This is a genomic window from Vicinamibacterales bacterium, assembly GCA_036504215.1.
Lineage (GTDB): Bacteria > Acidobacteriota > Vicinamibacteria > Vicinamibacterales > Fen-181 > FEN-299.
In genome coordinates, this window is record DASXVO010000016.1 from 68,000 (window position 1) to 83,920 (window position 15,921).

The window sequence follows — 15,921 nt, forward strand, 5'->3', positions numbered from 1 at the left end:
TTTCTGGCGTTACGTCTCTTCCAGTGCCTGCGTGCGCGCCGCGCGCCGCAGATGGTCTTCCATCGCCCGGCGGGCCCGCTCGGGATCACGCGCGCGGATTGCCTGGTAGATCGCCCGGTGTTCCTCGGCGGCGATCTTCTTGTCCTGGGCGCGGCCGATCGTCTGACGACGAAGCTCGTAGAACATCTTCGCAATCATCTCGACCACGGAGGCGAGAATCGGGTTGTCGGACGCCGCCGCCACCGCCTGGTGAAAACGGATGTCGTGTTCGAGGAAGGTCTCCGGTTCGTCCATCGACGCAAACATCCCGGTCGTCTCGTCGCTCATCGCAATCATCTTGTCCGGCGCGGCGCGCTCGGCCGCGAGCCCGGCCACCGCGACCTCGAGCACCAGACGCGCCTCGAACATCTGCGACCGGCTGAACCCATGGAGGGCGGCGAGAAAGCTGAGCGGCTCGCTACCCAGCACCGGCGGCCCGCCGGTGATGAACGTGCCCGCGCCCTGCCGAATCTGCACGACTCCCATGGCGGCGAGACTCTTGAGCCCGGAGCGAACACTGGGCCGGCTCACACCAAGCTGCTGAGCCAGCTCGCGCTCGGGCGGCAGCCGATCACCGGCCTTGAGCTCTCCCTGCTCGATCGACCCCCGCACTCGACCCACGACCAGTTCCGCAGCGGTCACCTTTTTCGTCGGTCTCGCAGTCATACAGGTATTACCAATCAATCGACGATCGGCCAATTGGAGAAAGAGAGATATCACCAGATCGCCTCGGCTGTCAACTTGAAACACGGCCGTTTTGCCCCCCTATCGAGCCAGTTGCCCGGCGAGGGACGAGCAGCCGGCGGGCGCCGGCCGAAGCCGGCCGCGGTCTGTCGTTGGATTACTCAGGAATAGATGATGGTAAGACCACTGAAGGGCTCCGGGAGCACGAGGCGGGCATCGCGCCTTCACGACCCGCCCCATCGCCTGGCGCAAATCATCTGCACGGGCCGCGGCGCGTTGCAGAACATCGTCGAGGCCTCCGAGACGATGGTGGCGGCTGGCGGTTCGTGTCACGCGCCATTGTCACGCGCCATTGCCACGCGCCCGCAGATCGAGTACAAGCAATCGGACTCGCAGGCCGCCAGACGGCCGTTCGTGCCCCGACCAAGGAGATTCGGATGATGATGCAGCGGAACAGGACCCAGGCGATGTGCCTTGCAGTGGTGGTGATTGCCTCGGTCGGCCTCCTCGGCGCCACCGCGTCGGCGCAGGACCGTCTGAAGTCGATGCCGGGCTACGAGCGATACCAGAAGATGAGCAAGGAGATCCCGTCAGCCTTCAAATCCGGGGCCGTGACGGTGACCTGGAAGGACGGTGGAGCCGCGCTCGAGTATCCGAAGGACGGCAAGATCTATCGGTACGATCTTGCCAGGAAGCAGACCTCCGAGGTCGGACCAGAACCGACGCCGGAGGAAGGTGGCGGACGCGGACGGCCGTCCGGGCCGGAACGCGGCCGGCAGGTGGCCTCCTCACCCTCTCCAAACGGGAAACTCAAGGCCTTCTACCGCGATCGCAACCTGTGGCTGAGCGATGCCGCTGGCGGCAACGACGCCAGGATCACAACCGACGGCAGCGAGCGGGACCGCATCAAATACGGCACTGCCAGTTGGGTGTACGGTGAGGAACTGCGGCAGACGACGGCGATGTGGTGGTCGCCGGACAGCACGAAGGTGGCCTACTACCGTTTCGACGAGAAGCAAGTACCCGACTACCACCTCCAGACGGACCAGACGAAACTCTACAGCCGCGACGATGTGGAGGCCTATCCGAAGGCGGGTCAGCCGAATCCGATCGTCGAGCTGTTCGTCTACGACGTCGCGTCGAAGAAGTCCGTCCGCGTGGACGTGCGCGACGGCAGGCCGTTCGACAACAACGTGGTCGGGCACTACGTCTACAACGTCGCCTGGTCGCCGGATGGGACCGAACTGCTCTTCAACCGCACCAACCGGCGCCAGAACACTCTCGAAGTGATCGCGGCGAACCCGACCACGGGCACCTGCCGAACCGTCATCCACGAGGAATGGCCGACAAGCTGGATCGAGAACAGCCCGACGATGCTGTTTCTCAAGGACGGCAGGCGGTTCGTCTGGGGATCCGAGCGGAACGGCTGGAAGAACTTCTACCTGTACGACATCACCGGCAAGCTGCTGGTCCCGCTCACGACGAGCAGCACCTGCGAGAACGACGCCATCATCAGAATCGATGAGGACGCGAAGCTGATGTTCTACACGGCGCGAGACGGCGACAACTACTTGAAAGTGCAATTGCACCGTGTTGGACTCGATGGCAAGGGCGATGTGCGGCTGACCGACCCCGCGTTCAATCACGCGATCGGCAGTTGTCTGCCGAGATCAGGCGGTCGCGCGCGCGCCGTCCCGGGCGCGCCAGCGTGCAGCCTGTCTCCCGACGGAAGGTACTTCATCGACATCGCGCAGACCCACGACGTGCCGCCCACGACCCGGCTGATGGACATGACCGGCAAGGCCGTCGCCGAACTGGCGGCGAGCGACGTCACGAAGCTGACCGAACTCGGGCTGAGGAAGGCCGAGATGTTCACGTTCAAGGCGGCGGACGGCAAGACCGTTTTGCGCGGCCTCATCAGCTTTCCGTCGAACTTCGACCCGACGAAGAAGTACCCCGCCCTCGTCTCGGTGTACGGCGGGCCAGGTTCGTCCGGCAGCACGGCGCGCGAGACGTTCGTCGCACCGAACTTGTCGGCAGAATACGGGTTTCTCATCCTGAACCTCGACTCTCGATCGGCGCCCGGCATGGGAAAACGCCAGCTCGACACGGTCTACCTGAAGCTCGGACAGGTCGAGATGGACGACATGGCCGAGGGCGTGAAGGCGCTCTGGAGCCGGCCCTATTTCGACAAGGATCGCGTCGGCATGTACGGGACGTCGTATGGCGGGTACTCCTCCTTGATGTGCGTCCTGCGGCATCCGGAGGTGTTCCGCGTGGCGTCGGCGTCGTCGCCGCCGACCGCGTGGTACCACTACGATACGATCTATACCGAACGGTTCATGTGGATTCCGGAAGAGAACAAGGCGGGCTACGAGGCCGGGAGCGCGATGACGTACGCGGACACGCTGAATGGCCGCCTCCTGATCTACTACGGCACCGCGGACAACAATGTCCATCCGACCAATTCCATGCAGCTGATCGCGGCGCTCCAGAAGGCCAACAAGAGCTTCGAGGTGCAGGTCGGGCCCGATGCCGGCCACTCCGGCGTGCGCACCGACCGGATGATGGAGTTCTTCATCGAGAACCTCGTCATCAACAAGCCGCCAGCCGCCGGCGAGCGGTGAGTCGGGATCGAGGCCGTCAAGCAGCAGGATCGAACATATGCGCTATCTCTCTGCGACCGTACTCCTCATCGGCCTGATGTTGGTGCCTGCCGGAGACCACCTGCAAGGCCAGACGGGCCAAGCCGCTTCACCGCGTCCGGCAAACGCCGAACTGGCAACCTTTCCGTCGGCATGGAGCTACAAGCCCGGCGCTCAGGCGCCCGGCGCGCCGAACGGGATGGTGGTGTCCAACTGCGCGCTGGCTACCGACGCCGGCGTCGAGATTCTGAAGGCGGGCGGCAACGCGGTGGATGCCGCCGTCGCGGTCGGCTTCGCCCTTGCCGTCGCCTACCCGGAAGCCGGCAACATCGGGGGTGGTGGCTACTCAGTCGTGCGCTTGGCCGACGGCCGGATGAGCGCGCTCGACTACCGCGAGACGGCTCCGGCCACCTCGTCGCGTGACATGTTCATCGGCGCGAACGGCAAGCCTACGGATCAGAGTCTGATCGGCCACCGTGCGTCGGGCGTGCCCGGCAGCGTCGCAGGCCTGCTCGCGCTGCTCGAGAAGCACGGAAGCCTGCCGCGCGCGAAAGCGCTGGCGCCGGCCATTCGCCTGGCCCGCGACGGCTTCATCGTCGACGAAATCTTCCACATGTCGATCCGGCAGAACGCCACCCTCATCAAGCGTTACGCCGGTGCCGCGCTGTTCCTGCCCGGCGGTCAGCCGCCCGCGATCGGCACGCGGTTCGTCCAGGCCGACCTCGCGCGTACGCTGGAACACATCGCCTCGGACGGCGCCTCGGGCTTCTACAGCGGTCCGGTGGCGGATGCCGTCGTCGCCGAGATGAAGCGGGGCTCCGGCACCATCACCGCTGCCGATCTCGCCGGCTATGCGCCCGCCTGGCGCACGCCGCTCGTCGGGAGCTACCGAGGTCACTCCCTGCTCGCGATGCCGCCGTCCTCCTCAGGCGGCGTCACGGTCGTGGAAACCTTGAACATCTTGGAAACGTGGCCGGACATCGCGCCATGGAACAGCCCAGCCGCTCTCCATCGGCAGGCGGCGGCGTTCCAGCGGGCGTTCGTCGACCGGAACGGGACGCTCGGCGATCCCGACTTCGTGAAGATGCCGCTCGAGCGCCTGGTGAGCAAGGCATACGCCCGGTCACTGGCGGCAGGCATCGGCGCACGCCGGGCGACACCAACGAGCCAGCTGCCGGCGGCCGCGAAGGAAGGCACGAACACGACGAACTACTGCGTCGTGGACCGCGTGGGGAATGCGGTCGTCATCACCACGACCATCAACAGCCTCTACGGCTCGGGCGTCTGGGTACCTGGCGGCGGCTTCTTCCTCAACAACGAGATGGACGACTTCGCGGTGCAGCCCGGCACGCCGAACCAGTTCGGCCTGGTGCAGGGCGAGGCCAACGCGATTGCGCCGGGCAGGCGGATGCTGTCGGCGATGGCACCGACGATCGTGCTCGACCCTGCGGGCCAGGTGCTGATGCTCGTGGGCGGTCGCGGCGGGCCCCGAATCATCACCGCGGTGGTTCAGGCCATCGTCAATCTCATCGATCACCACATGCGGCTGGCCGATGCCGTCGGTGCCCCGCGCATCCACCATCAGGCCCTGCCCGACGTGCTGCAGTACGAGAAGGGCGGCGTGCCACCCGAGGTGGTCGCGGCGCTGACCGCGATGGGCTACAAGACCGAGGCGGGCGCCACGGGCTCGCTCACCGCCATCGCGCGCACGAAAACCGGCTGGGAAGGACTCTTCGATCCGCGCAAGCACGGCCGCGCGGCCGGTTACTGACGCCCGCTCCATTTCCGCCATACCGCGGCGTCGTAGAGAAGCCTGAGGAAGACGCCTCCGACCACCGACCGAGCCTGGAAGCCGGCCTTCGTCGCGTCGTGCGTCCAGTACCAATCGGTCATCGGCACGCGCTGAGGGGTGGCGTTGAGAAACTCGTAGATCGGATCGATGAGCGCGTCGAAGTCGGCGCGGTCACCGGTCAGGGTCGCCGTCCACGTGATCCAGTCGAGTTTCGTATAGAGCCGCCGATCGTCCAGGGCGAGACCGTACCGTCCGATGACGCGCCGGTAGAAGGACATCTCCTTCTTCAGTATCGCGGCCGGAAACAGGTTCAAGCCGAGGACGCGGTCCCACACCAGGTTGTACTTCTGGCTCCACGAACCCGGACGGTCGAACGCGAGGCGGAAGTGATCGCCATCATCGGCTTCCCTCGCCCAGCGCGCCGCGTACTGCTCGGCCAGCGCTCGATACGCCGTCGCATTCGCCGCCTCGCCACGCATCTCGCACAGCCGGGCAAAGGCGCCAAGAGCCACGATCGCCTTCGCGGAGAGATTGACGTTGTGCGCGAGGTGACCGGCGAAGTCGTCGGTGCAGAGCTGGTTTTCGGGGTCGAAACCGCGGTCGCGCAGGTACTCGGCCCACTTGGTGAGAACCGGCCAGTACCGGCCGGCAAAGGCCGCGTTACCCTCCATCTGCGCAATGGCCGTCACGAGGATCAGCATGTTGCCGGTCTCCTCCACCGGCATCTGATCCTCCTCGGTCTTTTCACCGCCACCGTACACCTGCCCGGTCGCGTGCGGATACGTTCCGAGATCGTGCGGCGCGAACGGGAATCGCCACCGCGGCGAGCTCGCATAGTCGAGGTTCGACACCACGAGTGCCTTGGCGAGTGACGGGCCGAATAGCAGGTACTGCGGGGCCATCGGGTAGATCACGTCCACTGTGGCAATGCATCCGTTGCTGAAGTTCTCTTTCGGGAAGAGGAGCGGCTGGCCGTTCTCGTCGGCCACGAGCTTGGTGGCCGCCAGCGTTTGCCTGAATGCCAGCGCCCCGAGTTGCGCATAGCGTTCGCCGCCGGCACCCGTCAGATCGTGCATCAACTCGTCATCGAACGCCGCCGCCTTGGCGTCCAGTTTGACTCGATCGCGCGCCGCGGCGATCAGCGCGCCATCGATCGAGGTCCCGTTGCGCCGCCAGTACGCACGCAGATCGCGCGAGAAGTACCGAATCGCCGAGACATCGTCATAGGCGAGCATCGCCCACCGCTCGGCAGGCGTGACACCGACGGCGCCGAGTTCCCATGCCACGGCCATCGCCAGTCGGGACTCCGAGACCGGCGCCGGACGCGTGGCGTCAGCGGTTGACGCGAGGCGACCTTCAGCGACGAAGGTGCGACGCATCCGACCGCCGTTCCCGCCGGCAACCACGGTTCGCGGATCCGCCGGAGCCGCAAGATATCCGTAGCCCCAGTCGATGCGCACGTCATCGCCCGCCCGGCCCAGGACAGGCTGAGTGACGGTGCCCACCCGCGCCACTGAGAGACCGCTCACAGCCGGGTAGTCGAGTTGGACGACCTGGTCCGGCGTGTTGACCGCGACCTCCGCGCCGCAATCGAAGTAGACCTGCACCTGGTGAGCGTGGCCGTCAATCGACCGGACGCCCCACTGGAGATACGTGACTGGGCGGGACAACAGATCGAGATCCGACGGCAGCGACGGCGTGAGGAATGTCAGCGTGACCTCGACCGTGGCGTTCGCGAAGCGGTAGACGGTGCGGGTTGGCTTCACCGTCAGCGCCTGCTGGAGGAGCGCGGCGGTGTCGGCCGGCGTCGCCCCCATCACGCGAAACGCCTGACCATCGACGCGGACCAACGAGGTCAACGGCTGCGCGCGGCCGGTCCAGTGGACGGTGGCTGCGTCGGTGAGGCGGTCGGCCGGTGACCAGATTGAGAAGTACGGATCGTGCGCGACGAGGGGAACGGCAGGCGGCCGGAAGGCCGGCGCCGCCGGCCCGCCAGCCGCGACGGACGCAGCCGCGGCCTGCCAGACGACAGCCATGATGGCGCTCGCGAAAAGGAGCAGCGGCGATCTCCGACAGAGCATGCGAAGTCTCCTCGATGTGGTACCCGACGAGTGGCGCCATCCGGCCGGGCGAAACCCGGCAACCTGATTGGGGACATTCTGCCGGAAGTGCGGTCTGCACGGAAAGAAAAAGGCGGCTCGGCGGTGGCGGGTGTCAGCCGCTGAAATGACATACACTTCGAGAGTACGAGGTGTTCATGTCGCTACGTCACCTGCTCGCGTTGACTGCCGCTCTCACCGCCCTGTCCCAGGTCCAGCCGATAGCTCAACGCCCCACCGAACCGACGAGCGAGCCGGGGCAGGACGTTCTGACCGCCTGCTGCGGTGCCCTGCGGTACCGGATGATTGGGCCGTTCCGCGGCGGCCGCACGAAGGCGGCAGCGGGTGTCCCCGACGAGCCGAACGTGTTCTACATCGGCGTCTGCAATGGAGGCGTGTGGAAGACGACTGACTATGGCCGGACATGGGCGCCAATCTTCGACGACCAGCCAACCGGCTCCATCGGCGCCATTGCCGTGGCGCCGTCCGATGCGAACATCGTCTACGTCGGGAGCGGTGAAGGGCTGCAGCGCCCCGACCTGTCGGTTGGCGACGGCATCTACAAGTCCACGGACGCCGGGCGCACGTGGCGACACCTGGGCCTGCGTGACGGCCAGCAGATCCCGCAGATCGTCGTGGATCCCAGGAATCCAAGCCGGCTCTGGGTGGCCGTGCTCGGGCACCCGTACGGGCCGAACGACGAACGCGGAATCTTCCGGTCGGTCGACGGCGGAGTGACGTTCCAGAGGGTTCTCTACAAGGACGAGAACACCGGAGGAATCGACGTCGCCATCGACCCGACGAATCCGGAGATCGTCTACGCCGTGCTGTGGGAAGCGCGGCAGGCACCTTGGGAGAACGGCAGCTTCAGGGGGCCTGGCAGTGGCCTCTACAAGTCCGCCGACGGAGGGACCACGTGGCGCCAGGTGACGGCCGGCCTGCCAACGTTCGAGCGTGACGGGCTCGGGCGGATCGGCATCGCCGTGGCACCAAGCAAGCCGGCGCGCCTCTTCGCCACGATCCAGGCGGACCGCAACGGCGGCCTGTATCGCTCCGAGGACGGGGGCGAAACCTGGGGGCGCATCAACGCGAACGAGTTCGTAACCGAACGCGGCGACGATTTCGCGGAGGTGAAAGTCGATCCGCGCAATCCCGACATCGTCTACTCCGCCAGCGTGGTCACATGGAAATCCATGGACGGCGGCAAGACGTTCACCGCGCTACGAGGTGCGCCAGGCGGCGACGACTACCATCGGCTCTGGATCAACCCCCTCCACCCCGAGATCATACTCCTCGCCTCTGACCAGGGAGCCGTCATCACCGTCAACGGCGGCCAGACGTGGAGTTCGTGGTACAACCAGCCCACGGCGCAGTTCTACCACGTCAGCACGGACAACTCATTCCCCTACCGCGTCTGCGGCGGCCAGCAGGAGAGCGGCTCCGCCTGCGTGGCCAGCCGGGGCGACGATGGGCGGATCACGTTCCGCGACTGGCATCCGGTGGGCGTGGACGAGTACGGATACGTGGCGCCGGATCCACTCGACCCGGACGTCGTGTACGGCGGCCGCGTGAGCCGCTACGATCGCCGCAACGGCGAGGTGCAAAACGTGGCCCCAGTCGTCCTGCGTGGCGAAGGCGCGGGCTATCGGGTGCTGCGGACGGCACCGACGCTGTTCTCGCCCATCGATCCAAAGACGCTGTACTTCGCGTCGAACACGGTCTGGAAGACCGCCGACGGCGGACGGCACTGGTCGGCGATGAGCCCCGATCTGACACGCCCCTCGTGGGACGTCCCGACCGTCGTGGGCAAGTACCGCGGAACGCCCGGCGCGACGCCGACTGGTCGAGGCGTCGTGTACACCCTTGCGCCGTCACCACTCGACATCAACACGATGTGGGCCGGCACCGACGACGGGCTGATTCATCTCACGACCGATGGCGGCAAGACGTGGAACAACGTCACGCCGCCCGACGTGACGGCCTGGGCCAAGGTGTCGCTCATCGACGCGTCGCACTTCGACGCGCACACCGCCTACGCGGCGGTCAACACCATTCGTTTGGACGACCTCCGTCCTCACATCTTCCGCACGCGCGACGACGGCCGCACGTGGGCTCCTGTCACAACCGGCATCCGAAGCGGTACGACGGTGAATGCGGTACGCGAGGATCCGAAGCGGCGCGGCCTCCTGTTCGCCGGCACGGAGCAGGAGGTCTACGTGTCGTTCGACGATGGCGATCACTGGCGGTCGCTGCGCCTGAACATGCCGGCCTCGTCGATCCGCGACCTCGTCGTGAAGGACGACGACCTCGTCGTCGCAACGCACGGCCGCGCGTTCTGGATTCTCGACGACATCACACCGCTCCGTCAGGCTGATGCGCAGGCCGTTGCCGCAGACGCCTTTCTCTACAAGCCGCAGGACACGTGGCGCGTCCAGTGGAACAAGAACACCGACACGCCGTTGCCGCCCGATGAGCCTGCCGGCCAGAATCCGCCCGACGGCGCGATCATCAACTACTGGCTGAAGACCGCGCCGCCAGGGCCCGTTCTGATCGAGGTACTCGACGGGGCCGGGCGCCGTATTCGCCGCTTCTCGAGCGCGGAACGGGTCGAACCCGTGAAGGACATCGGCAACTGGCCGGCGTACTGGCTGCGACCGCCGCAGGTACCACCGGCAACGGCAGGGATGCACCGGTTCGTGTGGGACCTGCGCCTCGCGCCGCCGAAGGCCTTCGAGTTCGGCTACCCAATCGCCGCGACGCCTCATGACACGGCGCCCGAACCGAAGGGGCCGTGGGTGCTTCCGGGCCGGTACACGGTGAAGCTGACGGCTGGCGCCGCCGCGCTCTCACAGCCGCTGGTGGTCAGGATGGATCCTCGGGTGAAGACTCCTCAGGAAGACCTCGACCGACAGTTCACGCTGTCGATGCGGCTCTACGACGCGATCGCCCGGGTGCACGACGCCATCGTGACGCTCGAACCTTCCGCACCGGCCCACGTCCGCGGCAACGAGGACCCGGAGCGGCCCGACGGGCGCCCCACGACGCCGGCCGCGCGTCTCCGCGGACTGCACGATCGTCTGCTCGAGATCTACGGCACCATCCAGGAGGTGGACGCCCCGCCCACCGCGGCCGTTCTCTCCGCGGTGGAGACACTGCTGCGGCAGGTGGACGAGTTGGCCGGACCCGCGCCCCGGCAGTAGCCCGCTGTGGGCTGCTCATTCTGCCCGCAAGGCCGTCAGCGGATCGACGCTGGTCGCCCGTCTCGCGGGCAGATAGCTTGCGGCCGCCGCGACGACCAGCAGGGTCACTGCGACGGCCGCGTAGGTGGCCGGATCAACGGCGGTCGTCTGGAACAGCAGCCGACCGAGCAATGATGTCGCTCCGACCGCGAGGGGCAGGCCGACTCCAAGACCCAGCAACGCCAGTCTCACGCCCTGCCGCATCACGGTCCGGCGAACGGTGTCCGCCGGCGCGCCGAGTGCCATGCGGATGCCGATCTCGCGGGTCCGCTGCACCACCGAGTAGCTCAGAACCCCGTGCACTCCTATCGTCGCCAGCCCAAGCGCGACGAAGGCAAACAGACCGATCAATACCGTGGCGAACCGCCGGTCGGACGTCGTCCGACGAACGGTCTGCTGGAGCGTCTCGAGGCCGAACACGGCAAGAGCGGAGTCCTGCTCGCGGACGGCCATCCGGATGGCGGCCGCCAACTCGTTCGTGCCCTCGCGGGACGCCGAGCCAGCCGTCCGCACCAGCAACACTTCCGCCCCTCCGATGGGTGGAGCCTGCGCAATCGGCAAGTACACCGCCAGCGGCGGGTTCTCCGCCAGACCCTGGAAGCGCTCGTTCGCCACGATGCCAACGATCGTACGCTTCACACCCCAGAACGCGACATGCGCGCCAAGTGGTTCCCGCCGGTCGAAGAACCGTCTCGCCGCCGCCTCGTTCATCAGGAGCACTGGCGGACCATCGGTCGTGTCCGTCTCGCGGATCACGCGCCCCGACACCACGGGAAGACCCACCGTCCGGAAGTAGCCGGGTGAGACCATTCGGATTGAGATCTCCGGCCAGGTCCTGGCCTCCGCTTCACGCCCCACGATCGAGAACGAGGTCGTGAAGCCAGGGTCCACTGGATGGCTTCCCGCCACGGCCGCAGCCACGACGCCGGGCAGGCTCGCGGCGCGATCGAGGAGGCGCTGGTTGAACCGGTGGATTTCGCCGAAGTGCGGCCAGTTCGCCAGGCTGGCGGGATAGCGAGCGCCCGGCAGCTGGAATTCCGCTTTCGTGACGCCGGGCGTCTGGAAGCCCGCGTCCACGGCTTCGAGACGCCAGTAGCTCTTGGCCAGGAGTCCAGCGGCCGTGACGAGGACAACGGCCGCGGCAACTTCGACGACCACCAGCGTCGCCCGAAGACGCGAGCCGTCGCGGGTCCCCGACCCCTGTCGCTTCCCGTCTGTCCGCAGGGCGTCCTGCAGGTTCACACGCCAGGCCTGCAGCGTCGGCAGGGTGCCGAAGACGACACCGACCAACGTCGCGACGACGAGCGTCAACAGCAGCACCCTGAGATCGAGCGATGCGGCGTCCATCCGGGGCACACCGCCGGGAGCAATCGCCATCAGGCCGCGCAGGGTCAGATACGCGACGCCGACGCCAACCGCCGCCGCCCCCAGCGACAGCATCAGGCTCTCACTCAGGAATTGCCGCGCCAGCCGGCTCCATGACGCCCCGAGCGAGGTCCGAACCGCGACTTCGTGCACCCGCGTCGCGCCCCGGGCGAGCAGGAGATTCGCCACATTGACGCACGCGACGAGCAACAACAGGCCGACGCCGCCCATGAGCCCGTACAACGTCGGCCGAATCCGTCCGAACACGACGTCGGTCATCGGCTCGACGAACACCCCTCGACCGGAGTTCACCGGATAGGTTCGCTCCAACCGGGAGGCGACCGCCGACAGTACCTCTTGAGCACGCGCGGGTGCGACGCCCGGCTCGAGACGACCGAGCACGAGGATGGGATGCGTCGAGCGCGCGAATCGTCGAGGGTCGGGCCGCAACGGCAACCACACGTCAACACGCGCCGCCGCCTCTCGATCGACGAACGTCCGCCCGTACGCGGCGCCCGCCAGAATCTGCTGCACGCCGAAGTCCGCTACGTCCGGCACGACGCCGACAATCCCGTACGGCACGGAATCGATCGGCAGGGTGGCGCCGACGATATCCGGCCGGCCGCCAAAGGCGCGTCTCCACAGCGACTCGCTGATGAGCGCGACGGGCGTCCCGGCCGGTCCGTCGTCCTCCGGGAGGAACGCCCGCCCCATCACCGGTCTCACGGACAAGACCGGGAAGAGCGTGTGCGTCACGCTGAGGATCGTCAACCGCGTGGCCTCGCCGCCTGGCGGCGTCAGGCTACCCGCACTCCCCATGAAGGCGGCCATTCTCCCCAGCGAGCCGGTCCGTTCCGCAAAATCGAGGTAGTCGGGGACGGACGCCGGTTCGCGCGTCGTCTTGCTGGTGCGGTCGGTTTCCCAGATCATCACGAGCCGGTCGAGGCCCGCGATCGGCGATGGGCGAAGCAGCACGCTGTCGACGACACTGAAGATCGCCGTGTTGGCGCCGATGCCCAGAGCGAGGGTGACGACGATGACCGACGTCAGGCCCGCGTTGGCTCGCATGCCTCGCCACGCATAGGCGAGATCCTGTCGCAACTGTGCGAGGTGTTCACGCGGCGCGGTGCGCGCGATGTCACCGATGAGCTGTGTCCAGAGGCGAACGACACCCAGGCGTCCCTCCTCGCCGCGCGCCGCGCGGCGCTGCTCCTCGAACGTCCGCTCCATCTCGGCGCCGTAGTCCAGTCTGAAGTCGGACGGCAACAGACGGACGAGAATACGGATCGCTGCCCTTGTACGAGATCCCCTCGGCACGACGCTCTCTCCTTCCTGTTCCTATGCGCGCCGCGGCGACGGCACGAGTTGCTTGGCTCTGGCCATGCCGATCAACTGCTCGAGCCGATCGGCCTCCGCGCGAGCCACGTCTCGACCGAAGTCCGTCAGGCGGTAGTACCGCCGGCGCTCATCGTCCAGCGAGGGCGCGGGCCGAATGTCCGACTCCTCGACCACGCCCTCGGCGACGAAGCGCCTGATCAGGGCGTAGAGCGTGCCCGCGCTCAAGCGGAGACGCCCGTCGGTTCGACGGCTGATGTCCTTGATGACCGCGTATCCGTGCATCTCACCGTCGGCCAGCGCAATCAGCACGTGGAACATCGCCGGCGTGAGGGGCAGCAGGGTCTCGGGATCGCGTCGTTTCGATCGCATGACGTCATACTATACCGTTTGTCGATATACTACAACGTCCGCCGTCCGATACCGCCAACCGCCTCGATTCGTCCCGCCGACCGCGCCAGTGCCTGAGATCACCTCAGCCGACCACTTCCGGCAAGGCAGATCTCGACGACGATCGACGAGTATCTCTAGCAGGAAGGTGCCGCGGCCTGATCGTAGAGCGCCCGACCTCGTGCCTGTGATAGCCTCAGCCGATCACCGGACGCTCAGGTCGCTCGGCCGGCCGCTCCCGCCGCGCCTTTCTCCAACGAAGCGCCCGTCGCCACCGGACTGCCCGCACCCCCCAGTTCGAATCAGAGGAGGAGCCGTGTCGATTCCAATCAGGCGGGTGCGCGCGCGATGGACGTGCGCCGCCGCGTTGACCGCCATCCTCGGCTGGCTGGCCGTGCCAGCCGCAGCCGCCACCGACTTCTCGAGGTACCACGACTATCAGCGGCTCACCGCCGAGTTGAAGGCGCTCGTGGCCGCGCACCCGGCGATCGCGAAGATCGTCTCGATCGGCAAGACGCACGACGGACGAGACCTCTGGGCGATTGAGATTGCCAACCCGGCCGGCGTGTCGGTGGATCAGCGGCCGGCGCTGCTCGTGGCCGCCAACCTCGAGGGCGATCACGTCATCGGCAGCGAGTTGGCCCTCTACCTGGTGGACTTCCTGCTGAACGGCTATCCGACGGATGCGGCCATCAGGCAGCGCCTCGACCAGCACGTCATCTACGTGATTCCGCGCGTGAATCCCGATGGCGCCGAGGACATGTTCGCGGCCGTGAAGACCGGGCGGCGTACCAACGCCACGCCATTCGACTCCGACAACGACGGTCGTGTGGATGAAGACGGACCGGAGGATCTGAACAAGGACGGATTCATCACCGTGATGCGGGCGAAGGATCCGAGTGGTGGGTTCATCGTCAGCCCGGACGACCCGCGGCTGATGAGGAGAGCCGATCCGGCCAGGGGCGAGTCGGGCACCTACGCGTTGTACTGGGAGGGCCTCGACAAGGACCAGGACGGGTTCATCGCTGAAGATGGTCCCGGCGGCGTCGACATCAACCGCAACTTCATGCACCAGTATCCGTATTTCGAGCCCGACGCGGGGCGATACATGGCCAGCGAGGCAGAGACCCGGGCGGTGCTCGAATACGTGGTGAAGCACCGGAACATCGCTGCCATCCTCACCTTCGGCGAGAGCGACAACCTCATCGTTCCGCCGAACCGGCGCGGCGAGATCGCCGCCGCGAACCCGGTCAATCTCCTGGAATTCGCGGGCAAAGGCCTGGCCGATGCCCGCAAGGCCGGCATCTTCGCGGATCTCGTCCCGACCGGACGCGGTTTCGGCGGAGGGCGTCCCTTCATGATGGACGACGAGGGCGGGCCAATGGGACGCCCCGGCGGCGCGTCGGCGCAACCCCTCACCGGCCGCGCGGCCATGCCTGCGAGGCGGCCCAATACAACGGTTCAGCCGGGCGACATCGACTACTTCCGCGCAATCAGCGACAAGTACCACGAGGTGACCGGCCTTCGGAGCGCTGGCGTGACCCGCACGCCGGCCGGCGCCTTCTTCGAGTACGGCTACTACCAGTACGGTGTGCCCTCCTTCTCGACTCCGGGCTGGGGCCTCCCGGGCCCCGCGCGTAGTAGCAACCCAACAGCCGGCCCTCCCGCCGACGCCCCGCGCGGAGCGGGCGCGGCGATCGGCGCGGCCATGGGCCAGCGCGGTCGCGGCGTGCAGGGACAGACTGGAGACGACGCCCAACCGGGTGGAGACGCGAGTGCAGAGGGCATCGACCGTCGCCTGCTGCAGTGGATGGACGCGGAGAAGATCGACGGGTTCGTGCAGTGGACGCCGTTCACCCACCCGACCCTCGGCCAGGTGGAGATCGGCGGCTTCAAGCCATATGCGACGACCAACCCGCCTGCGGCCAAGATCGCGGAACTCGGCGCGTCGCACGCGAAGTTCGCCCTCTACCTCTCCTCGTTGTTCTCGAAGGTCCGCATCGCGAAGGCCGAGGTCACGAGCCTGGGCGCCGGGGTCTACCGCGTCAAGGCGGAGGTCGAGAACAGCGGCTACCTGCCAACGGCTCTCGCCCAGGGCGCGGCCGCGCGCGCGGTGAAGCCCGTCATGGTGCAGCTCGGCGTGGCGCCCGACACGATCATCGCGGGCAACGAGAAGACCAATCACATTGCGGCGCTTGCCGGATCCGGAACCAGGCAGGCGTTCGAGTGGGTGATCAAGGGAAAGCCCGGGTCCACGATTGCGCTCAAGGCCGTGTCGCAGAAGAGCGGCTCGGACACCGCCACGCTGACGCTTCAGTAGGCAGGAGGATCAT

9 protein-coding genes are annotated in these 15,921 nt (G+C 67.0%); 5 read left to right on the forward strand and 4 right to left on the reverse strand.

Annotation, left to right across the window (positions count from 1 at the left end; all coding sequences use genetic code 11):
- Positions 1-9: 9 nt before the first annotated feature.
- On the reverse strand, positions 10-705 hold the full coding sequence (locus VGK32_02950) for a FadR/GntR family transcriptional regulator (protein HEY3380696.1): 696 nt from the start codon (positions 703-705) through the stop codon (positions 10-12).
- Between the two features lie 189 nt (positions 706-894).
- Here VGK32_02950 and VGK32_02955 point away from each other — a divergent pair, with 189 nt between their 5' ends.
- From VGK32_02955 to ggt, 3 genes are read left to right on the forward strand one after another with little or no spacing between them, the layout of a single operon-like run.
- A complete protein-coding gene (locus tag VGK32_02955; protein HEY3380697.1) occupies positions 895-1,164 on the forward strand; it encodes a hypothetical protein in 270 nt (89 codons plus the stop codon).
- Positions 1,161-3,350 (forward strand): DPP IV N-terminal domain-containing protein, encoded by a 2,190-nt coding sequence (locus tag VGK32_02960; protein HEY3380698.1) that lies wholly within the window; start codon positions 1,161-1,163, stop codon positions 3,348-3,350. Before VGK32_02955 ends, VGK32_02960 begins: the two co-directional genes overlap by 4 nt.
- A 37-nt stretch (positions 3,351-3,387) precedes the next feature.
- Entirely contained in the window at positions 3,388-5,139 is a 1,752-nt protein-coding gene (gene ggt, locus VGK32_02965) for a gamma-glutamyltransferase (protein HEY3380699.1), read from the forward strand.
- Here the strand turns inward: ggt and VGK32_02970 are convergent.
- The gene (locus VGK32_02970; protein HEY3380700.1) at positions 5,133-7,241 is read right to left on the reverse strand and encodes a DUF4965 domain-containing protein; all 2,109 of its coding nucleotides are present in this window, start codon (positions 7,239-7,241) and stop codon (positions 5,133-5,135) included. The two genes, ggt and VGK32_02970, sit on opposite strands and share 7 nt — an antisense overlap.
- Positions 7,242-7,417: 176 nt before the next feature.
- Here VGK32_02970 and VGK32_02975 point away from each other — a divergent pair, with 176 nt between their 5' ends.
- Positions 7,418-10,459, forward strand: a complete 3,042-nt coding sequence (locus tag VGK32_02975; protein ID HEY3380701.1) for a hypothetical protein — start codon at positions 7,418-7,420, stop codon at positions 10,457-10,459.
- A gap of 15 nt (positions 10,460-10,474) precedes the next feature.
- Here VGK32_02975 and VGK32_02980 read toward each other — a convergent pair whose 3' ends face one another.
- Together VGK32_02980 and VGK32_02985 are read right to left on the reverse strand one after the other, a co-directional pair.
- Positions 10,475-13,180: an ABC transporter permease gene (locus tag VGK32_02980; protein ID HEY3380702.1), complete on the reverse strand. Its 2,706-nt coding sequence runs from the start codon at positions 13,178-13,180 to the stop codon at positions 10,475-10,477.
- Positions 13,181-13,201: 21 nt separating this feature from the next.
- Positions 13,202-13,570 carry a PadR family transcriptional regulator gene (locus VGK32_02985; GenBank protein ID HEY3380703.1) on the reverse strand — a complete coding sequence of 123 codons (369 nt, stop codon included), beginning with the start codon at positions 13,568-13,570 and terminating at the stop codon, positions 13,202-13,204.
- Between the two features lie 334 nt (positions 13,571-13,904).
- Between VGK32_02985 and VGK32_02990 the strand changes: the two genes are divergently transcribed.
- Positions 13,905-15,908: a M14 family metallopeptidase gene (locus VGK32_02990; protein ID HEY3380704.1), complete on the forward strand. Its 2,004-nt coding sequence runs from the start codon at positions 13,905-13,907 to the stop codon at positions 15,906-15,908.
- The last annotated feature ends 13 nt before the right edge of the window (positions 15,909-15,921 follow it).

Bases quoted from the DNA above. Each gene is read 5' to 3' on its own strand.
- VGK32_02970 (HEY3380700.1), bottom strand. From the start codon at position 7,241: ATGCTCTGTCGGAGATCGCCGCTGCTCCTTTTCGCGAGCGCCATCATG.
- VGK32_02955 (HEY3380697.1), top strand. From the start codon at position 895: ATGATGGTAAGACCACTGAAGGGCTCCGGGAGCACGAGGCGGGCATCG.
- VGK32_02960 (HEY3380698.1), top strand. From the start codon at position 1,161: ATGATGATGCAGCGGAACAGGACCCAGGCGATGTGCCTTGCAGTGGTG.
- VGK32_02975 (HEY3380701.1), top strand. From the start codon at position 7,418: ATGTCGCTACGTCACCTGCTCGCGTTGACTGCCGCTCTCACCGCCCTG.
- VGK32_02950 (HEY3380696.1), bottom strand. From the start codon at position 705: ATGACTGCGAGACCGACGAAAAAGGTGACCGCTGCGGAACTGGTCGTG.
- ggt (HEY3380699.1), top strand. From the start codon at position 3,388: ATGCGCTATCTCTCTGCGACCGTACTCCTCATCGGCCTGATGTTGGTG.
- VGK32_02985 (HEY3380703.1), bottom strand. From the start codon at position 13,570: ATGCGATCGAAACGACGCGATCCCGAGACCCTGCTGCCCCTCACGCCG.